Consider the following 25,916-nt stretch of genomic DNA (forward strand, 5'->3'; position numbering starts at 1 on the left):
AATAATAAGTTTTACCACAAAAAGAGCGATATGCTCTTTTTGTGGTTTTTATAGGTTAATAAATATGTCTCAGCTACCTGAACGTTCACACTACACGTGGCGCACTTGGTTTACTTTTTTGGTTCCTTCGTTAATTGGTGTATTTTTATTTATGACACCCATTAGTACCTCGCAAGGGATGACCATTCCTATTGCCGTTATGGCAAAAGCGGTTCAAGCAATGATGCTTGGCTCTGCTCAAGCAATTATTACTCTCATTATTTGTATTACAGGGGTTATTTCTGTAATTACTAAAGTGTTTAAACCCGCCGCTATATGTAACTCACCTTTGCTAAAGCATTTATTTGATGTGAGCTGGACATGGCTGGTGGTACGCTTATTTGGTATGGCGTTTGGTTTAATGACGTACTTAAGCCTAGGCAGCGAGATGATTACCTCGGCCAATACTGGCGCGCTGGTATTAAATGACTTATTGCCAGTGTTGTTTTCGGTATTTATTTTAGCGGGCTTATTACTGCCGCTACTAATTAACTTTGGTCTACTAGAGCTTGCTGGTACGTTAATGACTAAAGTAATGCGCCCTGTATTTGGTGTACCAGGTAGAAGTGCGGTTGACTGTACTGCATCGTGGTTAGGTGATGGCAGTGTGGGTATTTTGATGACTGCAAGGCAGTACGATCAAAAGCACTATACACAACGCGAAGCGGCTATTATTGGTACTACGTTTTCAGCGGTTTCAATTACGTTTAGTTTAGTGGTGCTTGGGCAAGTTAAACTTGAATACCTATTTGCACCGTTTTACGCAACGGTATGTTTAGCCGGTATTGTTGCCGCTATTATTGTGCCGCGATTACCGCCACTGCGCTTTAAAAAAGACTTACTGATTGATGGCACCGAGCCAGATAGAGACGCTGAAACAATTCCGGGTCATAAAACCTTATTTGGTCATTCGTTAGATGTTGCATTAGCTAAAGCAGATAACTCAACGGGTGTTAAAGGTACTATAAAAGAGGGCTTACATAACGCGCTTGATATGGTGTTTGGTGTATTGCCTGTGGTTATGGCGGTAGGTACATTTGCACTGATCATTGCTGAGCATACGCCTATATTTCAGTATTTAGGTATGCCGTTTGTGCCATTTTTAGAGTTATTACAAGTACCCGAAGCAGCCGCAGCGTCGCAAACTATTATGGTAGGCTTTGCTGATATGTTTATTCCGTCAATATTAGCTGCAGGGACTATCGAAAGTGATGTAACGCGCTTTATTATTGCCGCAATGAGTGTAACTCAGCTTATTTATATGTCTGAGGTGGGCGCACTTTTACTTGGCAGTAAAATACCGGTAAATATTTTAGAGTTGTTTATTATATTTATTTTGCGAACGCTAATTACTTTACCTGTTATTGCGCTAATGGCGCATTGGTTAGTAGGCTAAATTAACGAAAATATAATTAAGCGAATTGGTATTATTGAAAAAGCCCTGATTAATCAGGGCTTTTTTGTGTCTGTTGTATTTTTAATATTGGCGTTGGGCTTTTTAAACTCCGTTTTTGCAGAGAGTCTAATCAGCGCAATATTACCAATGACAATAGCAAAAACAACGGCGACAATAATTACAATATGCCAAGTTTGCATCGCAGTATCACTTAATATTTAGTACGTTTAAGTGTGACCGTTTTACGCTATAACAGCAATTAAATTACTCAAAACACAATCAATAATTTTAAACGCAATCAATAACTTTAAACACAATCAATAACCTTAAAAACGTCTAGCTACCGAAAGCGTTAAAAAGTTAAGCCCTGGGTTTGGCTCTTTAAAGCCTGCGTTTGAATAGTGAATAACTCTAAGGGCAACATTGGTGTGGCCAAAGTCGGCAACAAGCCCTATGCGGTCTTCAAACTGGTAGTGAGTACTTATGTTTTTACCGGCAAACTGCGTTTCATCAATCAGTGATACACCAATCCCTGCTTCTACATAAAATGGGGTGTTGTTAAAACTAAATGCAGGAAATTGCAGCACTGGTGACATAGCAAGTACTAGGTTTGATTGTGTTTCATCGCCGTGGCGGTATTCCCACATATTTACGCTGGTTTCAAAGTAAAAGCGTGCATCACCAATTATATTTTGCATGCTAGGTGCATGATACTGATACGCAAGCTTAACGCCGTTTACGTTACCTTCGCCTTTGAGAAAATCAACTGCATAACCGTGGTTCGATTGAGCAAAAGCAAGTTTGCCAAAAAGTGAAGCTACTAATACAAAAGAGATAATAAGTGTTTTAAGTGACGTTTTCATAGGTGCCAAATGTTTGTCTGATTCAAGTGATAACTAAATGATAAGGGCGACCTATTAACAATTACAATGAGGACAAAATGCCGGTTGTATATGAGCTGTTAACGGTGGTTTCTAACTGCTTGAATTTATTTTAGTTATTTCATTGGTGCGATTTGGGCATTAATAAGTTGCTTATTTGTGCCTTTTTTATTGCGTATAGTTCGCGTAAATTACAGCCATCTTAATCACACAGACATATACAATTATGAAACTCTTTAAACTATTCGTTTTAGCCACTGCTTTTTTTAGTAGTTCGCTATTTGCACAAACTCAGCAATCGCCAGATCAGTTACTTGAATCAGTAGCCGATAAGCTATTTGCAGATATTGGTCAAGTAAACTCAAAAGGCACAGCAAGCAAAGAAGCGATGGCTGCCATTGTTGAAAAACGTTTAATGCCACATATTGATGTTAAGTTTGTGTCGTTTAAATTATTAGGTAAACACATTAAAGGCATTGAGCGCGAACAGGCTGTTCAATTTATAGATGCAGTAGAGCATTACTTAACAGGTACATACGCTGGTGCACTAATGAAGTACACAGGTCAAAAAGTAGTATTTGAGCGTAATAACGCAAAAAGTGACTCTGAGTACGCAACAGTTAATACACAAATTATTGAGCCAAATGCGCCTACAATCGACTTAAGTTTTAAGCTTCGTTTAGGTAAAAATGATGAGTGGAAAGTATACGATATTGTTGCCGAAGGTATTTCACTATTAAGTGCTAAGCAAAAAGAGATTATTCAACGTATTTCTGAAGTGGGTTTAGATCAAGTTATTAGCGAGTTAAAAAGTAAATAGACTATTTGTCTGGCTCTGATTAAGCCCAACTCCAACCTCAAAAACGGCCAATTACTTAAGTAGTTGGCCGTTTTTATATTTTTGCTAAGGATAATACCAATCCGCAATGATACTTAATCATTTTGAGGGGGCAAACCTGACGCTAGCTACGTTAAAAATTTCTCATTTAGAACAACTAAATAACGAAATTCTTGCCTTGCTATCACACGGTTTCCTATCTCAAAATAAATCACTTAATTAAGCGAGTTGGTATAATCCTAAAGGATTGTTGTTATTGCGCAACTTTGCGCTAGCTGCAAAACAAAGGTGTGCTAGAATATCGATACTTTGATTAAGCGTGGTGTCAGCTAAAAGCTGATATAACTTACCACCCCCAAGCCACACTGGAGTTGTGTTGTTTTAATGGAAAATGTACTGATTTGGCCAAAGGAATACCCATTACTCATTAAAGGACTGGTAGAACAAAACGGTGCCTTTATTTTAGATGCTTTGGAAGCCTGGCCTGCTTGTCGTTCTACAAATGAAGATGATGGTGTATGCACCACCGTGCTGCCGCCTATTTATTATTTGGCATGGCTAACCCCGCTAGAACCATTTGAAGAATGTTACTTTCAACATATCTCTGAGTATGACGAAGACGGACAAGCGTATATTAGTGCGGTTAAAAGCCATTACTATGATAATGAATATACCCCTGAAAGCTTAGTACTTATGTTGTGCCAACGCCTTGAAAAATACGCAAGTGTGGCTGCACAAAATACCATAGATACGCCACTGTCTTTAGTCGATTTGTTTTTTAGTAAACGCTATTTCACGTTAATTGAGCATGCGCTAAATAATAAAAGTAAACTTTCAGCAAAGGATACATTAGCCCTTTGGAAAGAAGTTGATTTTAGAGAGCGTTTAAGTGCATTTATCCCAGAGTCTATTGCTGATTTAGATATGCTATGTGAACTTGCCAGCGAAAAAGTAGCATCAGGGAAAGACTACTTTACGTTGCTTACACAAGTTTCTCCTGATGTTGACTCTGTTGTATTGTTAGAAAAAGCCTTATTAACGCACCTACGTAAAAAAACAGCCAAGCAAACAATGGCAATGCGTTTTATTGAGCAAGGCGCTACAGGTGTTCTTGCTGATGAAAACAATAAAACAGCCTTTATGTGGGCCGCCGAAAAAGGCTTTGTAAATGTGGTTGAAACGCTACTTGCAAAGCAAGACAAAAAAGCGGTTGATAATCTAGGTAACACAGCGCTTCATTATGCCGTATTTGCTAAAAATGAATCGTTAATGGTGCTGCTTATTAAAGCGGGCTATAACTTTAGAGCGCGCAATAAAGAAGGCTTAAGTTGTTACCGTTTGGCGGTTAGTATTAAAGCTAATAACTTGGTTAAATGCTTAGAGCGTGATTTTGGTATTAAAGAGCTTTCGCCGGAAGGGCAGTTTGATCGTATTAAAAAAGTACATGTGCTGCACGCTATTGTCACTATATTGCTGCCTCTGCAGTTGTTCTTCTTTTTTGATGAAACACTCTCCATTAAAAGTGAGCTGACGCTGAGTCTAACTATGGCGGCAGTGATTTGTTTTTTCTTTGCGACCACCTTAAAACGCTGTGCGTTATACCCACATATTAAACACCCTTGGGGTTTATTTGTGCTTAGAGGCTTTTCGTTTATTAGCTTAATTGCTCAAATAGGGTTGGCAAGTATTGTGGTGCTAGCTGCCTTGAGTGATTTGGTTTAGTCACTTTTAAACAGTTAAAAAAAAACGCGCTTAAAGCAATTTAAGCGCGTTTTTTATTTTTAGCTCGTTAGGAGTAGCCAAATTGGTTTAGGTATGGGATCTATTTACCGTGCTCATTTGCTGCTTTTTCTTCAGCAAGTTCTTCCTTAAGCTTTCGTATTTTTAATCCTAACTCTTGTCCTCGGTGCCTTGCATAGTAAGTACAACCAATAAACATAGCGGAGGCAAATACAAGCTCTAGCAATACCCAAATTAATTCATCTGGTGCAACCCACAACATTGTAAGCCCGTGTATAAAATACAGCATTACAATAAAGTTAGCCCACGCGTAAGTATAAGTGTTGTCTTTTATTATGCCTCTAAGCGGGAGTAATAACGGAATGATTGGTAGAAAAAGCGACATCACATCAAGAGGGCCTTCTTGAGGGGGGACTACATACATCCACAGTGGCATTAAAATAAATAATCCAATGTAGCCAAAGAGTGCGGTGCGCTGGAATTTTATCGTAATCGGCTTTTTAGCTGGGTTGTCAGCTGTATTCATTTTAGTTTTCTCGCAATGTGAGTAAGGCGTTTACCAACGCTTTGGCATATTTTAATTTCGTCTTTGCTTAGTTGTGCACTGTTAGCGCTGCCAGCAACGTGTGTTGCACCATATGGCGTTCCACCTGTTTGTGTTGCAAGTAGTTCGGGTACATCGTACGGCACGCCCAGTAGCATCATACCGTGGTGTAATAGTGGCAGAGATAAGTTAAGTAAGGTTGCTTCATTACCACCATGCATACTGCTTGATGACGAAAACACACACGCTGGCTTATCTATTAACTGGCCTTTTAGCCACAAGTCGCTGGTGGTTTCCCAAAAGCTTTTAGCTTGAGAGGCCATCATGCCAAATCGGGTTGGTGTACCAAATGCCAAACCATCGCAATTTATTAAGTCATCTTTGGTGATCACAATGTCATGCGCATTTTTAGCCACAAAGGTGCGAAGTAGTGCACTAGCACCTTGTTGCTCTATCGACTCTGCTATTTCGTGGGCCATCGCTTCAACTGAGCCATGGCTTGAGTGATAAAGCACCACTATGGTTGCACTCATTATAAAACGCTTAGTACGTTTTCTGGTGGACGACCAATCGCTGCTTTATTGTTATTAACTACAATAGGGCGCTCAATTAGTTTTGGATTTTGTACCATGGCGTCTATTAATGCTGATTCACTGCTTTCATCTTTTAAATTAAGCGTTTTGTAGTCATCTTCTTTTGTGCGCATTAATTCACGTACTGACGAAAAACCAAGTTGACTTACAAGCGTTGAAATTTGATCGTGTGTAAGAGGTGTTTTTAAATACTCTACAATGCTTGGCTCTATCGCTTTGCTTTGCAGTAGTGCTAGCGTTTCGCGTGATTTAGAACAACGAGGGTTGTGGTAAATAGTAACAGACATAAAATGATTCCAAAGTGTGAATTGCGTCTATTTTAGGGTAAGCGCTTGCAGACTTAAAGTCTTGCAAGCTCTTTTTGTAAAAGTCGATACTGGGTAAGTAGTGCTTTTAAACGTTGTTGCTTTACAAGCTCAGTTGGCTCTACGAAGTTAAGTGCTTTTTGTACTTCGTCTGCGGCTTTTAAATAAGCACCATATTGCGCTAATACATCGGCGTTAGCTTCGTGATAAGAGGCTAGTTTATCTTGTTTTTTATACGCGTCTGCAAGGAGTTGTTTGCCTAAGTTATGATCTGGCTTTTCGAGTAAAAAACTCTTTAAAATATTTTCAGCAAGCTCATATTGCTCAGCTTCAAGTGCTGAGTTGGCATAGTTAAGTGTAATTACCTGATTATTAGGGCGATACTGATTTAAATCCGCTAAAAACTTAACGGCTTCATCTGCCTTTTTTTGTGCAATAAGTAAATCGGTATGGGTATCTATATAAAATAGGTTTTTAGGATCGTTTTTTAAAAGCTCGTCTAGTATTGGGGCTGCTTCATCAAGCTTTTTTTGATCAAGTAAACTAATAGCTAAACCGTACTTTAAAGCGGTATTATCATAGCTATTTTCGCGAAGTAGTTTTCTAAATAGATCTTCTGCGTTTTCTGGTTTGTTGTCATAGCGCGCAAGCACTCGACTTTTTGCTAAATTAAACTCAAGGCTCGCATTCATAAGGCGCACAGGAAATTGCTCTGCACGCAAACGTACATCTGATACACGACTCTCTGGTAATGGGTGAGTTAGCAAAAATGCCGGTGGCTTGTATTTATAACGAATTTGCGCTGCCAGTTTAGTTAAAAACTCACTCGATGCACGGGGATCAAATCCTGCATTATTAAGTGTTTGCATGCCTATGCGGTCAGCTTCTTGCTCCGCAGAGCGGCTATGGGTTAGCTGGCTAAAAGCAGATTGTGTTTGGCTGGCTGATATAATGGCAATACCCGCATCGGGTGCAACAACGGTTGCTAATATACCTGCAATCATACCGGCAATGGTCAGCGCGCTGTTATCTTGTTGCTGCTGTATTCTACGTGCTAAGTGGCGCTGTGTTACGTGAGCAATCTCGTGACCAAGTACCGAGGCAAACTGGCTCTCGTTATCGGCTTGAGCTATTAACCCTGTGTGTACACCTACATGCCCACCATAAAATGCAAACGCGTTTATTTCTGAGTTATTTATCCAAAAAAACGAAAACGGAAAACGTACATCGTTAGCATTAGCAACAAGTTTACGTCCAATAGTCGTGAGGTATTCATCTAGCACAGGGTCGTTTATAACTGGCGATGAACCTCGTATTTGCATCATCATTACTTCGCCAATAGCTTGTTCTTTTTCAAGAGGCAGCGCTTGTAATGCAGATGTTCCTAAATCAGGAAGTGTAAAGTTGGTTTGCGCTTTCAAAGGTTCGCTTACTAATAAGCTAAACGTAAGTGCGGCACTGCATAAAGTGATAAATGCTGATTTTAGCTGCATTTTATTCCTTGTTAATTTGTTCGCCAATTGCAATTTTGGCTATGTCTATTTCGTCACTGTTTGCACGGCTGTCTTTTTCGCACAAATTGGTATAGTTCTTTTATTGTGACTCCATCAAGCTTTACAACGTTCAATTCTCGCTGTAAAAAAGTAATAATTTTATGTACTACTTTATGTGCATGTAAAATAATAGCTTTATCTGCTTTCTCACCTTGCTTAAAATAAAAGCCAATAAATTGAGTAATTAATTAGTTTTGATTAGTTAACAATAACATTTTTACGCAAAAGGCTGTATTAAAGCTCGAGATCTTTATCTATAAATATGTTGTTTAGACCGATACAGGGTTTATTTTTAATGTATATTTCAGCAAAACTATTTCGGCAGTTCGAGCCAATTAATTTTTTTAACCAATTAATCTATTTGAGTATTGGATTACTTAGTAGTTGCGCTTTATTATGCACCCAAGTATTAACTTATCCATACTGTTAGTTATGTTATAAGAATAAACTATTACAGCTATTGTTTTAATATAAAGTTACAACGGTTCACGTCCTATGAATACATAGACCGTAAATATCCGACTTATTATTCATTTACTATACGGATAAAGCAGTTATGGTAGAGCGCGATTTGAAAGAGTTTAAATGTCCTCAGCAATTTGTGCAGTTTAAACTTGCGCTGCGAAGTGCGCAATTATCAAAAAAAAACATCACTTTTAGTCTTAATAAAGGTGAAAGTGCGAACGATATTGAACGTTTTTTGCAAAAAAATGCTTATAGTTACAATTTTGATAAACAACGTGGGTTGTTATTAGTGGAGCCATTACATGTTTGAATACGTAAAAACATGGTACGAAAGGAAGTTCTCGGATCCTCATTCGTCTACCTTATTATTTTTATTATTGGCCTCAGTGGCCTTACTTTACTTTTTTGGCTCGTTAATTGTCCCTGTGCTTGTAGCATTGGTTATCGCTTATTTACTTGATTGGCCGGTTGTTCATTTAGAACGCGTTGGCTTAAAACGTTTTACTGCAACGATTATTGTAATGTTGATATTTATTAGCATTATGCTCACCCTTATTTTAGTTATTGGCCCAGTGCTTTGGAAGCAAACCAGTAACTTAGTGCAAGAAACCCCGCATATGTTAGAGCAAGGGAAGTCTTATTTAATGGCTTTACCTGAACAATACCCAAGTTTAATTAACATAGATCAAGTACAAGCTATTGTTGCAACGTTAGAAGCTAAAATCATTGAGTTTGGTCAAACTGTATTGTCGTTTTCACTTACGTCATTAAAAGATGTTGTTGCGTGGCTTATATATTTAGTACTTGTGCCGTTACTGGTGTTTTTTATGCTTAAAGATAAGCTGGAGCTAACGGGGAGTATTGCTAAACTGATCCCGCAGCAACGACGCTTGATTTTGCAAGTGTGGCACGAAATGAATCAACAAATTATGAATTACATTCGCGGTAAAGTGTTTGAAATTTTAATTGTTGGTGGTGTGTCTTTTATTGCATTTACTGTTTTAGATTTACGCTACGCCGCACTACTTGGTGTGCTTGTTGGTTTGTCGGTATTAATTCCATTTATTGGCGCGGCACTCGTTACTATTCCTGTAGCGGCAGTTGCGCTGTTTCAGTTTGGATTAGAAACACAGTTTTGGACCATTTTAATTATTTACGGAATTATTCAGGCGCTTGATGGCAACGTACTTGTACCACTATTATTTTCTGAGGCGGTTGATTTAAATCCGGTATTTATAATTGTCGCGGTATTATTTTTTGGTGGCTTGTGGGGATTTTGGGGCGTATTTTTTGCCATCCCGTTGGCATCATTAGTAAAAGCGCTAATAACAGCTTGGTCGTCAACACATGAAGAGATAAGTAAAGAGGTCAGTGAATAGTTAAGTAAACAGACTTTTAGTCTAAAAAAGCATAGTAAACGCACCTCTAGTGCTAATTGATTATTACTCATTACCTGTAAATTTATGTACTATTGGTAATAAGATATATTTTTTAGTAATAAGGTGCGTTTTTTAATGTCTGAGTTTTTATTGCACGATGAGCCAGTAAAACAAGTTTACCTTGATGCAAACGCAACGACCCCTGTGTTGCCTTGTATTGCTGATGTTGTTTCTCATACCATGCAAATATGTTTTGGTAATCCTTCAAGCCCGCACATTACAGGTATACAAGCCAAGCATTTATTAGAACAAACACGTCAAAAAGCACACACAGTTATTGGCGCAAGTAATGGCGATATTTTATTTACCTCTGGCGCAACAGAAGGCATTCAAACTGCGGTGGTTTCTACGTTAATTGATGCTAAAAAACACCCGATTAAAAACCCCGTATTGTTATATGGCGCTACTGAGCACAAAGCGGTGCCAAATACACTCAAGCACTGGAATAGCGTACTTGACGTTAATGCTGAGGTGCTTGCTATTCCGGTTGATAGTAACGGTATTTTAGATTTAGATTTTATAGCTAAACATATAGATAACACTTTGATGATTTGTACCATGGCCGTTAATAACGAAACTGGTGTATATCAAGATTTACCCGCTATAGAGCAGGTAATTCGTAGCCGTAATAAAAATGTATCGTGGATGGTGGATTGCGTGCAGGCGCTCGGTAAACAAGCGCTCGCGCTGAGTGATACAACAATAGATTACGCACCTTTTTCGGGGCATAAGCTTTATGCACCTAAAGGTATTGGCTTTTTATATATACGTAGTGGCAGTGCGTACACACCTTTTATAGCGGGTGGCGGTCAAGAAAGTGGAATGCGCTCAGGCACCGAAAATCTACCCGGTATTGCAGGGTTAAATAAGCTATTTAGTATGTTGCTTGATAAATCAGACGATACATTTAAACCAATTAGCATACTTAACTCTTATCGAAGCCAGTTACAAAGCGCATTAGAAGACACCTTTGGCGATATTACATTCAATCATGATTTTGCTTATAGCGTGCCTACCACACTTAACTTTGCTGTTAACGATTTAACGAGCAAAGAAGTGATTGATTTATTTGACGCTGCGGGCATTCGCGTAAGTGGTGGCTCGGCTTGTAGTACAGGCGCATCAACAAGTTTTGTTTTAGATGCAATGGGTGTAAGTAAGTGGCAAAGCGAAAACGCGATTAGGCTATCGTTTGGACCTGCTGCAGCACAACATGATATTGATGATGCTTGTGTGCGTATTCGCGCTCTTAAAGCAATACTCCAGGCAAACTGCTTAATCGTATCTGACAGCACCACACCACAACAAGAAGTATGCGCACTGGGCCTTACTCAATTTAGGCACCAAGGTGCATGTAGTTGGCTTTATGTGAGCGATGATAAACACGCTGTAATTATCGATCCTATTATTGAGCTTATTCCGCGCTTTGAAAAAATAGCTAATACACAAAACTTAACTATATCGGCGGTGCTTAATACTCATCTGCATCAAGAGCGAGAGTCAGCGACTAATTTACTAACCAACGTTCTTGCATCAAGAGTTGTAAAAGGTGAGGTTGATTTGCTCGGTTGGCCGCTAAATACAGCAAGTATTAACTTGGCAAATGACGTACTTGAAAAAGTAGCTACACCTGGGCACAGCAAAGATAGCGTAAGTTATTTATTAAAAAACAGTAATAGCGAAACGCGTTACTGTTTTTGTGGTGATTTAATACTGCCTGCAGGGTTTGGCAATACATCGCTTATAGGTGGGGATGCAAAAGCAATGGCACACTCTATTTTAGCAATGAGCGAGCAGCTTAATAGCACCAGCATTATTTGCTCAGGGCACGACTACCAACAATGTTTTGCCATGAACTGGGCTGTACAGCAAAACCAAACGCCATTACTTGATGCGTTAGTGAGCGGCAGTATTTCAGTTGATGAATTTACAATACAAAAACAGCAGTACGACGCTTCAAAACAAGTAGCTAACACGCAATTGTGTGGTTATGTAAATGCGTTACCTGAGGTTGATACACAGCAATTAAATTTTGATGACGCTAAAGTAATGTTAAACACCAGCGATACATATTTAATAGATACCCGGGAGCCGTATGAGCATGGAGCAAATAATGTTGCTCAGTTATTTAATACGCTAGATGAAAAAACATTAAATATACCACTTAGCAGAATGGCAAATGCGGTATTTGAAGGCCAATTAAAAAAAAATAACAAGTACATTTTATTATGCCGTAGTGGTAACCGCTCAAAAATTGCTGCAACTAATTTAATGCAGCTAGGATACAAAACGGTTTATAACCTAAGTGGCGGGTTAGCGCTTAGTAATTAAAAAAGGTTGTAATTTATACAAAATCGGCTTTAGGGCCGATTTTTTGTTTTTAAGGTTTATTTGCTCGCAAGGTAAACAGGTCCTAGTAATTAGTGAATAACTATAAAAAGTAATTATTGTGCTTATAAAAATTCATTAATATTTCATTTTGATTGATTAAGCTATCCCGTTGCCTTTAAAATTGGGGGTAAATTAATTTATAAAATTTTTATGATACCGGTGTCAAAAGCTAAAAATTGCGTTATCATCGGCATCTAAAATTATAAAAACAGCACTTTTTTTGCATTTTTAGTTATACTATCGACGCTTTATTTTAGTGTAAATAAGCAGTGTTAATAGTTTTGCTTTTATAAAAAGCATTTTTAAATCAATTGATTGAAAAAATTAGAGGGTACTTACATGTCTAACCGAACGCAACTAGCAAGTTGGCAAGCACTAGAACAAAGTGCAGCTAAGATGAAACAAACACATCTAAAAACGTTATTTGCACAAGATGACACGCGCTTTTCTAAGTTTTCGACTCAAGTACCTGGCGTGTTATTCGACTATTCTAAGCAACTTATTGATAACGATGTTTTTGCTAACTTAATGTCGCTTGCTAAAGAATGCGATATTGCATCGTGGCGCGATAAAATGTTTAGCGGTGAAAAAATAAATATCACCGAGGATCGCTCAGTACTGCATACGGCACTTCGTAATCGCGCTCACACTCCATTAATAGTGGATGGCGAAAACGTTACACAAGCCGTAGACAACGAATTAGCTAAAATTAAAGTGTTTGTAGAAAAAGTTCGTAGCGGTAAATGGTTAGGCTATACCGGCAAAGCGGTAAAAGATGTTGTAAGTATTGGTGTTGGTGGTTCTAACCTTGGCCCGCAAATGGCAACTGAGGCATTAAAAGCACTTGCTGATGATACGTTAAATGTTCATTACGTATCTAATGCTGACGGTGTACAAATTTCGTCTATATTAAAAGCCATTGACCCTGAAACAACATTATTTGTTATTTCGTCAAAAACATTTACTACGTCAGAAACCATGACAAACGCTAAAACAGCGGTTGATTGGTTTTTACAAACAACAAAAGATGAAAGTACAATTGCAAAGCATTTTGTTGCAGTAAGTACAAATTTAGAAAAAACGGCTGCCTTTGGTATCAGCGACGAAAACGTATTCACTATGTGGGATTGGGTTGGCGGTCGCTTTTCACTTTGGAGTGCGATAGGCTTACCAATTGCTTTATATTTAGGCTACGACGCCTTTGAAGCAATTTTAGAAGGCGCGTTTGAAATAGACGAGCACTTTAAATCTGCGCCGTTTGAGCAAAATATACCATTAATTATGGCATTGCTTAGTGTATGGAATACGAGCTTTTTAGGCTACACAGCGCAAGCTATATTACCGTACGACCAAGCACTGCATATGTTGCCTGCGTATTTACAGCAAGGCGAAATGGAAAGTAACGGTAAACACGTTAACTTTGCAGGCGAAATGGTACCTTATACTACAGTTCCAATTATTTGGGGCATGACGGGTATTAATGGTCAGCACGCGTTTTATCAGTGTTTACACCAAGGTAATGTAATTGTACCTGCAGATTTTATTGCATCAGTTAAACCACAAGTGAATGTTGATAAGCATCACGATATTTTATTATCAAACTTCTTTGCACAAACAGAAGCGATGATGAGTGGTGTAGATGCAGCGCAAGTTACTGCTGATTTAACCGCTAAAGGTAAACCGCAAGCAGAGATTGATGAGTTATTAAATCATAAAATTCATCAAGGCAATCGTCCTACAACGTCTATGCTATTAGATACAGTAGATGCTAAAACAGTGGGCCGTTTAATTGCACTGTATGAGCATAAGATATTTTGCCAAGGCATTATTTTAGAAATATGTTCGTTTGACCAATGGGGTGTAGAGCTGGGTAAAGGTTTAGCATCTAAAATTGAGAGTGAACTCACTGATGAAAGCGTGAAACATGCTCATGATAGTTCGACAAACGGCTTAATGGCGTACTACAAACAAAACCGTACGCAGTAAAAAATTCGCTTACGCAAGTAAGTAAACCGAGTACCTTTGAACGGGTAGCGCTGGAGTGCTTAGGGTCTGTATTTTTGTGAGAGGAGATACAGGGCCCCTAAGGCTCATTTAATAAGCGCAATGATAAAAATAATAATAAATCATAGATACAGAACAATTCAGCAGGCTTTTATTTAAATACAGTTATAAAAGCCATCTAATCTAGCAATAAATAGGCATACCCGCACATTTATAAAATGTACTGGGTATCACAACGTAGAGAGTAACTATGCTTAATCCTTTTGATATTATAATTTTTGGGGGCGGTGGTGATCTTGCGTTACGCAAATTGCTACCTGCAATGTACAGAGCATATCAAGAAGGTAACTTACCTGAAGGCTCACGTATCCTTCCAACAGTGCGCGAAGAATCGAAACGTGCTGAATACATAGAAACAGCGCATAAAGCATTACAAGAATTTTTAAGCAAAGGTGAGTTTAACGCTAAAGATTGGAAAGCATTTTCTACTTTTTTAGTGCCAGTGGTAAGTAATGTTACAGAAGCAGACGACAACTGGGATGTGCTAAAAGGCATTTTAGATGAGCACGAAAGTACTAAGTCTCGTGTGTTTTATTTATCGCTTCCGCCTGCTGTTTACGGCACATGTTGTGAAATATTATCGACTAAAGGTTTAATTACACCTACATCACGCGTTGTTGTTGAAAAGCCAATTGGTTATTGCGGTGATTCTGCTGAAGCAATTAATGGAAAAATTGCGGAATTTTTTAATGAAGAGCAAATTTTCCGTATTGACCATTACTTAGGTAAAGAAACAGTACAAAACTTAATGGCGCTACGTTTTTCAAACTCATTGTTTGAAAATATGTGGGATGCTAAATCTATTGATAACATCCAAATTAGCTTATCAGAAACGGTTGGTCTTGAAAGCCGTGCTGGTTTTTACGATAAAGCCGGTGCACTTCGTGACATGGTTCAAAACCATTTATTACAACTGCTTTGTTTAGTTGCAATGGAGTCGCCTAATAAGCTTAACGCTAACAGTATTCGTAACGAAAAATTAAAAGTATTAGAAGCACTTCGCCCATTAGTAGGTGGTGATGTTGATGAAAATATTGTTCGTGGTCAATACGTACCAGGTGACTTAAGCGGTAAAATTGTACCGGGTTACTTAGAAGAGCTAAATGAAGGTTCTAGTAAAACAGAAACGTTTGTAGCTATTCGCGCGCATATTGATAACTGGCGCTGGGCGGGTGTTCCATTTTACCTTCGTACGGGTAAACGTATGGCTAAGCGCTGTGCAGAAATTGTGGTTGAATACAAAAAAGTATCTCACAATATCTACGAAGATAACGTGGGTAATATCGAGCCAAATCGTCTTGTTATTCGTTTGCAGCCAGAGGAAACAATTCAACTAACGCTTATGTCTAAGCGTCTTGATAACCTTCAAATGCAACTTGAACCAGTAACAATGAATATTGAGCTTTCACAAGCTTACAGTAATGGTTTTCACTCAGATGCGTACAAGCGTTTAATGCTTGATGCCGCTGCAAATAATCCATCATTATTTATTCACCGTGATGAAGTTCGTCAAGCGTGGAAATGGATTGATCCAATTATTGATAGATGGCAAGACAAGGGCAAACCTGCGCTTTACCGTGCTGGTAGCTGGGGTCCTGAAGATGCTGATGAATTATTGGCAGAAAAAAGCCACGTGTGGTTTAACACAGGCGATAAGGTATAAGCATGGCAACACTAGTTGAAAAGTTTTTTGACGATAAAGACGCGTTAACAGCTGAGCTTTCTGCAACGCTTGAGCAATCACTACGTGATGGTATTAAAAACGATGGCCGTGCTGTACTCATGGTATCAGGCGGCTCTTCTCCTGCACCCGCGTATAAGCATTTATCAACGCTTGATTTAGACTGGCAACATGTTGATGTTGCTATGGTTGATGAACGCTGGGTAGATCCAAGCCATGAAAAAAGTAACGAAGCTTTTATTAAAAGCACGTTATTACAAAATTTTGGCAGTGCTGCAAACTTTATAACCATGAAAAACGATGCTGCAACCGCGCAGCAAGGCAGTGAAGTGTGTGAAGCCGCTTACAGTGCTTTAAAAGCGCCATACGATGTAACTATTCTAGGCATGGGCCCAGACGGTCACACTGCATCGTTATTCCCAAATGCAGAAGGTTTAGAGCACGGTTTAACAACTGAGCAAACAGTATGTGCAATTAATGCGATACAAAGTGATGTGACGGGTAGTATTACTGAGCGAATGACGCTTACGTTAAATGCCATTGCGCAGTCTAAAGTGGTTAAGCTTTTAATTAGCGGTGAAGAAAAACTCGCTGTTTATAAGCAAGCAAAAGCGGGCGGCGATGTTAATGACATGCCACTTCGCGCTGTGCTTAATCACCCAAGTATAAATATTGAAGTATATTGGGCACCTTAATTTAGATGCTAATTTAACTTTTAAGGCCGCTTAATATAAGCGGCCTTTTTTATTTGTTCAAATTTAAGCCTAAATACGGTAAAAAGCAGACTTTAGTTATTAACTAATGTTAATATCTGGCTTTGGTTTGTTTTAAAAATAACCACGGAGTGCGTTGTTTTTGAACAAAACTTGTGAGTTTTAGCTGTATGTTTTTTAGCAACGTTAAGATTTAGTTAAATTTTATATTTTCATGGTCGCTGTCATAAAAGTTTCCCTTCCTTTTTTACCTCAAAAGCATTAGCCTAAAGGTATTAACAATGAAATATATAAATTAAAATAAACGGAGCAGTAACATGGCGGAGCAACAAGTACAGCCTTTACACAACGAAAAACATGCCAACACTAAAATTCAAAACGGCATCAATGTAGAATTCATGAAAACTCAACATTTAGTGCCAGTGGTTGCACATGAGTTTGCACGTGTAGCAAACGAGTTTCCAATGTCATTCGTTAAAAACAACGAAAGCGGCACTTTTCAAGCAGTTGCTATGTTTGGTCTAGAGCCAGGCGAAAACCTTTTTGTAGAAGATGGTAAATGGACTGCAGCATTTGCACCTATGGCAACGACTCGTTACCCACTGGGCTTAGTTAAACACCCAGATCAAGATCAATACGGTATCGTAATTGACGAAGCAAGTGCGCTTGTTGGTGAAGACGAAGGTAATGCATTATTTGAAAACGGCGAAGAAACAGATTACCTAAAACGTCGTAAAGAAGCGCTTGTATCTTTCATTGAGTTTTCTCAAGTAACTGAAGCGTTCACTAAATTCCTTGCTGATAAAGAGCTACTGATTGCGCAAACGCTAACAGTAGACATTAAAGGCGAGAAAAAAGACATCAACGGTATTTACCTTATCGATGAGAAAAAGCTAAACGAGTTAAGCGATGCTGATTTCTTAGAGCTTCGTAAACGTGGTTACTTAGCACCAATTTATTCTTTCTTAACGTCTACTCATCAAGTAGCACGTTTAGCGCGTTTAAAAGCAAAACAAGCTTAATTACAAACACGTAAAATTTTAAAAAGCGCCTTAAGGCGCTTTTTTTATGCCATTAAACTCACTTTAGTTGAAATTAAGCCCGCAACCATTCACATTAGTTTATAACTTTCCCATAAAAGAACTCATTATGAAAACACCCTTATTAGCAATTTTTGCGAGCAGCCTTTTTGCTTTAAGTAATAGCGTATTCGCTGCAGAGACTCCTTTTGCCATTGCGATTCATGGTGGGGCAGGGACAATAGAAAAAGCACGATTTACACCCGCTCAAGAAAAGCTGTACCGCGCTAAATTAACAGAGGCCGTAGAGACAGGTTATAAAGTATTGCACCAAGGCGGTGAAAGTTTAGATGCGGTAACTGCGGCAATTACAGTATTAGAGCAATCGCCTTATTTTAATGCAGGGCGTGGAGCGGTATACACTTACGATGGCGGGCATGAGCTTGATGCATCCATAATGGATGGTCGAAACCGTGAAGCAGGCGCCGTTGCGGGTGTAAAGCATATTGAGAGCCCAATTAGTTTAGCGCGTTTGGTCATGGATAACTCTGTACATGTAATGCTAAGTGGGCAGGGTGCAGAGGAATTTGCTAAAGAGCAAGGTGTTGAGCTTGTCGAAAATAACTTATTTGATACCGAGCCTCGTTACAAAGCGCTTTTAAAAGCAAAACAAAAATTAGATAAAGCCAAAGCAACCAGTAAAGAGTACCAAGCCACGCACAAAGCATTGCCTAACTCTTACAAAATGGGCACGGTTGGCGCAGTGGCGCTTGATAAAAACGGTAATTTAGCGGCAGGTACATCAACAGGTGGTATGACGGCAAAACGTTATGGCCGTGTAGGTGACGCGCCGGTAATTGGTGCTGGGACATTTGCTGAAAACGAATCGTGCGCAGTATCGGCAACAGGGCACGGTGAATACTTTATTCGCTATAACGTAGCGAGCGATATATGTGCGCGTGTTAAGTATCAAGATAAAACCATAGCTGAAGCTGGAGATGAAGTTATAAACGGTGTGCTTAAGCCAATTGGCGGCACTGGCGGCGTTATTATTATTGATACTAAGGGGAATATTAGCTTGCCGTTTAATACCTCTGGCATGTATCGGGCAAGTAAATCGAATACGCAAGCGACCTACGTGGGCATTTTTAACGACGAATAAGCCAAAGTAATTTAATTAGCCTGAACTCTGGTTAATAGATTTACTAAAGTATTGAACCACAATGATATTTGAATTCATTTTTTGCTAGCCAGTTATTTTCAGCACAGTTAGCGCTGAAAATAACTGCTTGAGATAGATTTATTATTCGCAGTTTCGGTGAATCGCAGCGTTTATATAACAAACAACCCCGTGTTATGCATTTTGTAGGATTAACCCCGGCCGTTTAATTTGATACAATTATGGCTCTTTAACTAATTTTATAAGGTATGCGGGTGGTAAACCTAGGTCAGTTGTTTGGCGAGCTAAAAACGTGCTTGAAAAAAGATCAATTCATTTTCAAAAAACGCTTACATGGCGTAAAAAAAATAACGGATGAAAACAAGCATGCCAACGCGCTTGAAAAAATAGCGGCTGATATAACCCGTAGCCAAGAATTACGTGATAAACGCTTAGCGGGCCTTCCTAAAGTAACTTACCCTGAGCAATTGCCAGTAAGTCAAAAAAAGGAAACAATTAAAGACGCTATTGCAAATAACCAAGTGGTTATTATTGCAGGTGAGACGGGCTCAGGTAAAACAACTCAAATACCTAAAATGTGCTTAGAGCTTGGCCGTGGTGTTGATGGCTTAATAGGCCATACTCAACCACGCCGATTAGCAGCGCGAACGGTGGCTAACCGTATTGCTGAAGAAATGAAGTGCGAGCTTGGTCAGCAAGTCGGTTTTAAAATTCGTTTTAGCGATCAGATTTCTAATAATACGTACGTTAAACTAATGACTGACGGTATTTTACTGGCAGAAATTCAGCAAGACCGTTTTTTAAACCAATACGACACCATAATTATAGATGAAGCGCATGAGCGTAGTTTAAACATCGACTTTATTTTAGGTTACTTGAAAAACCTACTTCCAAAACGTCCCGATTTAAAAATAATAATTACGTCTGCAACCATCGATCCTGAGCGCTTTTCAAAGCATTTTGATGATGCGCCCATTATAGAAGTATCGGGCCGTACTTTCCCTGTTGATGTGCGTTACAACCCAACGGCCGATATTAATAAAGAAGATATGGAAGCCGAGGGCGATCAGCTACAAGGTATTTTTGATGCTGTTGACGAGCTGTGCGCGGAAGGTCCTGGCGACATACTGATATTTTTAAACGGTGAGCGTGAAATACGCGATACCGCTGATGCACTTAGCAAGCGTAATTTAAAACACACTGATGTATTACCACTTTACTCGCGCTTATCTAATGCAGAGCAAAACCGTATATTTGCGCCACATTCTCGTCGTCATATTATTTTATCGACCAACGTAGCCGAAACGTCACTAACCGTGCCGGGTATTCGTTATGTCATAGATCCAGGTACTGCGCGTATAAGCCGCTACAGTTATCGTACAAAAGTTCAGCGCCTGCCAATAGAACCTATATCGCAAGCAAGTGCTAATCAGCGTATGGGTCGTTGTGGACGTGTTGAAGCGGGTATTTGTATTCGCTTGTACTCTGAGGATGATTTTTTATCGCGCCCAGAGTTTACCGACCCTGAAATACTGCGTACTAATCTTGCCTCAGTTATTTTGCAAATGTTGGCACTCGGGCTTGGTGATATGGCGCAATTTCCGTTTGTGCAAGCACCAGATAGCCGTAATATAAGTGATGGTTTATCGTTATTAGAAGAACTACAAGCAGTAAAACCAGACAAACGTGATAGTAAAACGAGTTTAACCGCTTCAGGTAGAGAACTCAGCCGATTACCGGTTGACCCTCGTTTAGCTAAAATGGTGCTCACAGCTCACAAACTTGGCGCATTGCGTGAAGTGATTGTTATTGTGGCGGCGCTGTCGATTCAAGATCCACGCGAACGCCCGCAAGAAAAACGTGCTGCAGCCAATGAAAAACACGGTCGCTTTGACGACCCAGATTCAGACTTTATCGCTTTTTTGAACTTATGGAATTACCTAGAAGAGCAGCAAAGCGAGCTGACTAATGGCCAGTTTAGAAAGCTGTGTCAAAAAGATTTCCTAGCCTATATGCGCCTGCGTGAGTGGCAAGATATTGTTTATCAAATAAGTACTGTGTGTAACGAAATGGGTATGAAGGCAACCAGCCAAGCGGCTGATGGCGAACTTGTTCATAAAGCGTTATTAAGCGGAATGCTGAGCCATATTGGCTTTAAAGATGAGAAGCAAATATACAAAGGCGCACGTAATAGTCAGTTTCATATTTTTCCGGGTTCAGGTTTATTTAAAAAGAGCCCTAAATGGATTATGTCGGCAGAGCTGGTAGAAACCAGTAAATTATATGCCCGCACAAATGCAAAAATAGACATTAACTGGGTAGAACCATTAGCACAGCATTTAGTGAAACGCAGCTATACAGAGCCACACTGGGAGAAAAAGCCAGGTGCGGTAATCGCGTTTGAACAGCAAACTTTGTACGGCTTACTCGTTGTAAATAAACGCCGCTGTGTTTATAGCAATATTGACCCTAAAGTGAGCCGAGAGCTTTTTGTGCGCACCGCATTAGTTGAGCAAGAGCTGGGCTTAAATGAGAGCTTTTTAGCGTTTAACCGTGAGCTAATAGAAGATATTCAAGTTCTGGAAAATAAGTCGCGTCGTCGTGATATTTTAGTTGATGAGCAAACGTTATTTGAGTTTTACGATAAAAAAATACCCAAAGAAATTAATAACCGCGCTGCATTTTTAAAATGGTATAAAACACAAAAACAACAAAATAAACATTACTTACACATGACCCGTGAAGAGTTAATGCAACACGGCGCAAGTAATATCACTGAGTTTGACTACCCGGACACATGGCAACAAGACAATATTATATTACCGCTTGCTTATCATTTTGACCCAGGACAAGCGGTTGATGGTGTTGCGGTACAAATACCGGTAGCGCTGTTGAATCAAGTACAAGAGAGTGGTTTTGACTGGCACATACCTGCATTTAGACATGAGCTAATAAGTGGGCTTATAAAGTCATTGCCTAAATCGCTTCGCCGTAATTTTGTGCCAGCACCAAATTATGCAGATGCAGTACTTGCAGCTATTGAGCCAATGCAAGGTAGCTTAATTGATGCTTTAGCTACGCGCTTATTAAGAATGACAGGTGTGAGAGTTGATGCAGAAGCGTGGGATTTAACCGCGCTTGCACCGCATTTACGATTGCAGTTTGAAGTACGTGATGAACACGATAAGTTACTTGCTCGTGGACTTGATTTAGCCAAACTTAAAGCAGAGCTACAAGGTGAAGTAACCGAGACACTGTCTAAAGTAGCCGATAAAGGCATTGAAAAATCAGACCTAACACAATGGGACTTTGGTGAACTGCCAGCGTCATATGTTAAAAAACAAGGCCAATACGAAATAAAAGCATACCCTGCGCTGGTGGATAAAAAATCAGCCGCTGCAGTGGAGCTTTTTGATAGTGAAGCAAAAGCGCAGCAAGCACATCAACAAGGTTTGCGCCGTTTAGTACTGTTAAATGTGCCGTCGCCAATTAAGTACTTACAACAAAACTTACCGAATAAGGCCAAGCTGGGTTTGTACTTTAACCCATTTGGTAAAATTGCTGATTTAATTGATGACTGTATCGCCGCAGGTGTTGATAGCTTATTAGTGAAACACGGTGATATACGCGATGAAAAAGCATTTGAAACAGTAAAAGAGCAAATACGAGGTGAGCTCGGTGATGCCGTTGTATCGATTGCAACGCAAGTTGAGCAAGTATTAAGTATTGCGCACGCACTGCATAAAAAAATGAAAGAGCGCGTTGATTTAACCATGATAACTGCGCATGGCGATATAAAATCACAGCTTGAGTCACTTATATTTAAAGGTTTTGTGAGCGCGCATGGCGCAGATAAAATAACGGATTTAATTCGTTATTTAAAAGCGATTCAAAAACGTTTAGAGAAGCTGCCTGTGGATCCAAATCGTGATAGGTTATGCGTACTAGAGTTGGATAAAGTTGCTCAAGAGTACAAAAAAGTAGTTAATAAAACGCCTAAAGGCTTGCCTATTCCACAAGAAGTAACCGCTATTTTTTGGATGCAACAAGAGCTTAGAGTGTCGCTATTTGCTCAAACGCTTGGAACTCCTTACCCAATTTCGGCTAAGCGAGTACTTAATGCGATAAAAGAGATAGAATAAAGCTTGCATTTTCTATTAAGCTTAGTACCTTAATAGAAGGATTTATTTTTTTTTTGAAAAGGAAGCGACATCGTTATGTCCTCATCGATTGAACATAAAACAAAGCGACTTTTAGTGGTAGACGATGAGTATTTTAATTTTGAAATGCTTAAAGCAGCACTTGCGTCGAAGTTTGATGTTAGTTATGCAGATTCAGGGCAGAGCTGCCTTGCATCGGCAATTGCTAGCCCGCCAGATATAATTTTGCTTGATGTTTGTATGCCTGGTCTTGATGGTTATGATACATGTCGGATGCTTAAGCATACTCCTGAAACAAAAGATATTCCTGTCGTTATGGTATCGGGTCTAGAGTCTCCATCTGAAAAACAAGCAGGATTTGATGCTGGTTGCAACGCATATGTTGTAAAACCATTTTCAGTGGGCGTTTTATTAGAAGAAATTAACACAGTTGTTTAGAGGGAACTTATGTTTAACGATGATAAACGAAATTTTAGGCGTATGCAGGTAAATACGACTGCAAATTTAACGAGTATAGAGCCAGTAGCTGGCTTGAATTATACCGCAGAGTGTGTAGATTTAAGTGCAACGGGATTGTCACTGCATTTGGATGACTTGCTTGAACTAGACACTATCTTGTCTGTTGATATAGCATCTACTCATCCAAGCATTGAGCCGTTAAAGGCAACAGCAAAAGTAATACGTGCCAGCAAAGAAGATGATGGCACGGTAACCGCAGGACTTGAAATCATTCAGTTTAATTAGTTATACCAATCCGCAATAATACTTAATCAATTTGAGGGATTAAATCTGGCACTAACTGCGTTAAAAATCTCTTATATAGAACAACTAAATAACGAAATTTTTGCCTTGTTATTGACACGATTTTCTTTCCTCAAAGTAGAATACTTAATTAAGCGAATTGGTATTAAACTGAATGATTAGATATTAAAAAACCTTACAGATTAAGCCTTTTAAGTAAAAGCCTTCAGGGTAGCTGCCAGCAATTGGGTGATCGGCTGCCTGGTTTAATCGCTCCATTATAAGTAGGTCTTTACCTGCATCAAGTGCTGCATCGGCTACTACTTTTTGAAATAAGTTTTGTTCCATTAAACCAGAGCATGAGAACGTTAGTAATGTTCCACCTGGTTTTAGTATTTGCATGGCAATCATGTTGATATCTTTGTAACCACGACACGCACCGGTTAGCTGCGCTTTATTATCAGCAAACTTTGGTGGATCCATTACGATAGTATCAAACTGTCTACCTTCGTCGCGGTATTGGCGTAGTAACTTAAATACGTCCTGCTTAACAAAACTTACTTTATTTAAATCTAAGTTATTATGTTCAACATTACGTTTTGCTGTATCTAAAGCGGGTTGAGATACATCTACGTTAGTTACATGCTCACATCCACCACGCAGGGCGTACAACGAAAATGTACCTGTATAACTAAAACAGTTAAGTACCGTTTTACCCTTTGAGAAGCGCTCAAGTGCGGCGCGGCTATCGCGCTGGTCTAAATAAAAGCCCGTTTTATGTCCATCAATTATATCGACTTCAATTTTAAAACCGTTTTCCTCAATAAGTACCGGCTGTGTTGGTTCGTTACCCCAAAGAGCGCCTTTTATTGGCTCTAAGCCTTCTTTAGTGCGTACTTCTACGTCTGAGCGCTCGTATATGCTAGAACCCGGGAAAATAGACATCAACGCGCCAACAATCTCGCCTTTATGACGCTCGGCACCCGCACTTAGTAGCTGACACACTAACACATTATCAAACTTATCGATTGTAACGCCTGGTAAGTAATCAGATTCAGCAGCACATAATCGAAACCCTGTTAATCCGCCTTCTTCTATTACTTGGCTACGTGCTTCTAATGAGCGACGTAAACGGCGTTCAAAAAAGTTTTGATCGATTACTTCTTTTTCGTCAAAGCTCCAAACACGTGCGCGAATTTGTGAGTGAGGGCTGTAAGCAGCAGTTGCTAAAAACTTACCTTCGCTATCGTGAATCGTTACTGTGTCGCCTAATCCAGGTTTACCTTTAATTTTTTTGATGGCTTTTGAAAATAACCAAGGGTGTTTTCTTTTTAATGATTTATCGCGACCAGCTTGTAGGTAAACGGCAGATGACATAAGGCTTCTCAGTAGTAATAAATAAGTGCTGTATTTTAGTCAAGCAGCGAGCAACATACAATGAATGTTTTGCAAGGTGGGCATAAAGCACGGTAAAGTACGGATAATTTATCGATTCATTAGCTTTTGGAACCTAATAGTGCCCGACGCCGTTTTAAGCCCCGATTTAAAAATACTTAATTCACAATGTAGAGAGTTTATAGCCTCTTTAGTGCATGCCGATGTAGCTCACGATATTACCCATATAGAACGAGTGGTGCGCGTTGCAATACAGCTATGTAATGCGGAGCAGGCAAACATGTCAGTTGTATTACCTGCAGCGTGGATGCATGACTGTGTGGCGGTGGCTAAAAACCACCCTGATCGTGCAAAAGCCTCTACTATGGCAGCCGATAAGGCATTGGAATTTTTAAAATCTATTAATTATGACGAGTCACTTTTTGATGAGATTCATCATGCTATTGCGGCGCATAGCTTCAGCGCAAATATAAAAATTAAAACAGTTGAGGCGCAAATAGTACAAGATGCTGACAGAATGGATGCATTGGGCGCTATTGGGGTGAGTCGCTGTATGAAAGTAGGTGGATCAATTTCTCGGCTATTGTACAACCCAGAAGACCCTTTTTGTGTTGAACGCGAGGCTGATGATAAAACATACACGCTTGATCACTTTTTCATAAAGTTATTACATATTGCCGATAGCATGAATACGCCATCAGCTAAAGCAGAAGCGAATAGGCGTACAAGGTATATGCATGAATTTTTAGAGCAATTAAAGTCAGAAATAGGTGAGTAAC

Annotated in this window: 22 protein-coding genes and 1 pseudogene; 15 read left to right on the plus strand and 8 right to left on the minus strand. The window is 39.4% G+C overall.

Annotation, left to right across the window (positions count from 1 at the left end):
* Positions 1–64 precede the first annotated feature (64 nt).
* Positions 65–1,435: a YjiH family protein gene (locus tag I6F40_RS11830; RefSeq protein ID WP_197183497.1), complete on the plus strand. Its 1,371-nt coding sequence runs from the start codon at positions 65–67 to the stop codon at positions 1,433–1,435.
* Positions 1,436–1,488: 53 nt separating this feature from the next.
* Here I6F40_RS11830 and I6F40_RS11835 read toward each other — a convergent pair whose 3' ends face one another.
* Both I6F40_RS11835 and I6F40_RS11840 read right to left on the minus strand, forming a co-directional pair.
* A complete protein-coding gene (locus tag I6F40_RS11835) occupies positions 1,489–1,635 on the minus strand; it encodes a DUF2897 family protein (protein WP_007583912.1) in 147 nt (48 codons plus the stop codon).
* 126 nt (positions 1,636–1,761) lie between these two features.
* Positions 1,762–2,298 carry an acyloxyacyl hydrolase gene (locus tag I6F40_RS11840; RefSeq protein ID WP_101217409.1) on the minus strand — a complete coding sequence of 179 codons (537 nt, stop codon included), beginning with the start codon at positions 2,296–2,298 and terminating at the stop codon, positions 1,762–1,764.
* Positions 2,299–2,542: 244 nt separating this feature from the next.
* Between I6F40_RS11840 and I6F40_RS11845 the strand changes: the two genes are divergently transcribed.
* Positions 2,543–3,136 (plus strand): MlaC/ttg2D family ABC transporter substrate-binding protein, encoded by a 594-nt coding sequence (locus tag I6F40_RS11845; protein ID WP_007583914.1) that lies wholly within the window; start codon positions 2,543–2,545, stop codon positions 3,134–3,136.
* Between the two features lie 402 nt (positions 3,137–3,538).
* Entirely contained in the window at positions 3,539–4,876 is a 1,338-nt protein-coding gene (locus tag I6F40_RS11850) for an ankyrin repeat domain-containing protein (RefSeq protein WP_166379031.1), read from the plus strand.
* A 100-nt stretch (positions 4,877–4,976) separates the two neighbouring features.
* On the opposite strand, the gene I6F40_RS11855 is transcribed toward I6F40_RS11850, so the two are convergent.
* The 5 genes and pseudogenes from I6F40_RS11855 to I6F40_RS19890 form a co-directional block, all read right to left on the minus strand.
* Positions 4,977–5,420, minus strand: coding sequence for a DUF2069 domain-containing protein (locus I6F40_RS11855; protein ID WP_197192966.1), 444 nt, complete (start codon positions 5,418–5,420; stop codon positions 4,977–4,979).
* Complete coding sequence (gene wrbA, locus I6F40_RS11860; protein ID WP_010555076.1) at positions 5,417–5,971, minus strand: NAD(P)H:quinone oxidoreductase; 555 nt, start codon at positions 5,969–5,971, stop codon at positions 5,417–5,419. The genes I6F40_RS11855 and wrbA overlap by 4 nt, the downstream gene beginning before the upstream one ends.
* Positions 5,971–6,318 (minus strand): arsenate reductase (glutaredoxin), encoded by a 348-nt coding sequence (gene arsC / locus I6F40_RS11865; RefSeq protein ID WP_197192967.1) that lies wholly within the window; start codon positions 6,316–6,318, stop codon positions 5,971–5,973. The genes wrbA and arsC overlap by 1 nt, the downstream gene beginning before the upstream one ends.
* A gap of 53 nt (positions 6,319–6,371) precedes the next feature.
* A complete protein-coding gene (locus I6F40_RS11870; RefSeq protein WP_197192968.1) occupies positions 6,372–7,829 on the minus strand; it encodes a M48 family metalloprotease in 1,458 nt (485 codons plus the stop codon).
* 1 nt (position 7,830) lies between these two features.
* Positions 7,831–8,068 (minus strand): annotated as a pseudogene (locus I6F40_RS19890) (hypothetical protein); the annotation flags it as partial.
* A gap of 377 nt (positions 8,069–8,445) precedes the next feature.
* On the opposite strand from I6F40_RS19890, the gene I6F40_RS19715 reads away from it, so the two are divergent.
* The 11 genes from I6F40_RS19715 to I6F40_RS11920 all read left to right on the plus strand — a co-directional run bounded on the left by I6F40_RS19715 (position 8,446) and on the right by I6F40_RS11920 (position 23,745).
* Positions 8,446–8,664, plus strand: coding sequence for a hypothetical protein (locus I6F40_RS19715; protein ID WP_166379041.1), 219 nt, complete (start codon positions 8,446–8,448; stop codon positions 8,662–8,664).
* Positions 8,657–9,733 carry an AI-2E family transporter gene (locus I6F40_RS11875; protein ID WP_166379043.1) on the plus strand — a complete coding sequence of 359 codons (1,077 nt, stop codon included), beginning with the start codon at positions 8,657–8,659 and terminating at the stop codon, positions 9,731–9,733. The genes I6F40_RS19715 and I6F40_RS11875 overlap by 8 nt, the downstream gene beginning before the upstream one ends.
* Positions 9,734–9,868: 135 nt before the next feature.
* Complete coding sequence (locus I6F40_RS11880; protein ID WP_166379045.1) at positions 9,869–12,124, plus strand: aminotransferase class V-fold PLP-dependent enzyme; 2,256 nt, start codon at positions 9,869–9,871, stop codon at positions 12,122–12,124.
* A gap of 399 nt (positions 12,125–12,523) precedes the next feature.
* Complete coding sequence (pgi, locus tag I6F40_RS11885; protein ID WP_166379047.1) at positions 12,524–14,170, plus strand: glucose-6-phosphate isomerase; 1,647 nt, start codon at positions 12,524–12,526, stop codon at positions 14,168–14,170.
* Between the two features lie 268 nt (positions 14,171–14,438).
* Positions 14,439–15,911 (plus strand): glucose-6-phosphate dehydrogenase, encoded by a 1,473-nt coding sequence (gene zwf, locus I6F40_RS11890; protein WP_166379049.1) that lies wholly within the window; start codon positions 14,439–14,441, stop codon positions 15,909–15,911.
* A 2-nt stretch (positions 15,912–15,913) separates the two neighbouring features.
* Positions 15,914–16,624, plus strand: a complete 711-nt coding sequence (gene pgl / locus I6F40_RS11895; protein ID WP_007581060.1) for a 6-phosphogluconolactonase — start codon at positions 15,914–15,916, stop codon at positions 16,622–16,624.
* Between the two features lie 335 nt (positions 16,625–16,959).
* On the plus strand, positions 16,960–17,664 hold the full coding sequence (locus I6F40_RS11900) for a SapC family protein (RefSeq protein ID WP_149591951.1): 705 nt from the start codon (positions 16,960–16,962) through the stop codon (positions 17,662–17,664).
* A gap of 127 nt (positions 17,665–17,791) precedes the next feature.
* Positions 17,792–18,823 carry an isoaspartyl peptidase/L-asparaginase family protein gene (locus I6F40_RS11905; RefSeq protein ID WP_166379051.1) on the plus strand — a complete coding sequence of 344 codons (1,032 nt, stop codon included), beginning with the start codon at positions 17,792–17,794 and terminating at the stop codon, positions 18,821–18,823.
* 272 nt (positions 18,824–19,095) lie between these two features.
* Positions 19,096–22,983, plus strand: coding sequence for an ATP-dependent RNA helicase HrpA (gene hrpA, locus I6F40_RS11910; RefSeq protein ID WP_197192969.1), 3,888 nt, complete (start codon positions 19,096–19,098; stop codon positions 22,981–22,983).
* A gap of 75 nt (positions 22,984–23,058) precedes the next feature.
* Complete coding sequence (locus I6F40_RS11915) at positions 23,059–23,439, plus strand: response regulator (RefSeq protein ID WP_166379055.1); 381 nt, start codon at positions 23,059–23,061, stop codon at positions 23,437–23,439.
* A 9-nt stretch (positions 23,440–23,448) separates the two neighbouring features.
* Positions 23,449–23,745 (plus strand): PilZ domain-containing protein, encoded by a 297-nt coding sequence (locus I6F40_RS11920; RefSeq protein WP_166379057.1) that lies wholly within the window; start codon positions 23,449–23,451, stop codon positions 23,743–23,745.
* Between the two features lie 183 nt (positions 23,746–23,928).
* On the opposite strand, the gene I6F40_RS11925 is transcribed toward I6F40_RS11920, so the two are convergent.
* Positions 23,929–25,119 (minus strand): class I SAM-dependent methyltransferase, encoded by a 1,191-nt coding sequence (locus tag I6F40_RS11925; protein ID WP_007581068.1) that lies wholly within the window; start codon positions 25,117–25,119, stop codon positions 23,929–23,931.
* Between the two features lie 64 nt (positions 25,120–25,183).
* On the opposite strand from I6F40_RS11925, the gene I6F40_RS11930 reads away from it, so the two are divergent.
* Entirely contained in the window at positions 25,184–25,915 is a 732-nt protein-coding gene (locus I6F40_RS11930; RefSeq protein ID WP_231609355.1) for an HD domain-containing protein, read from the plus strand.
* Position 25,916: the final 1 nt, after the last annotated feature.

Origin of the sequence: Pseudoalteromonas sp. SWXJ133 (assembly GCF_015864365.1) — a bacterium.
GTDB lineage: Bacteria > Pseudomonadota > Gammaproteobacteria > Enterobacterales > Alteromonadaceae > Pseudoalteromonas > Pseudoalteromonas arctica.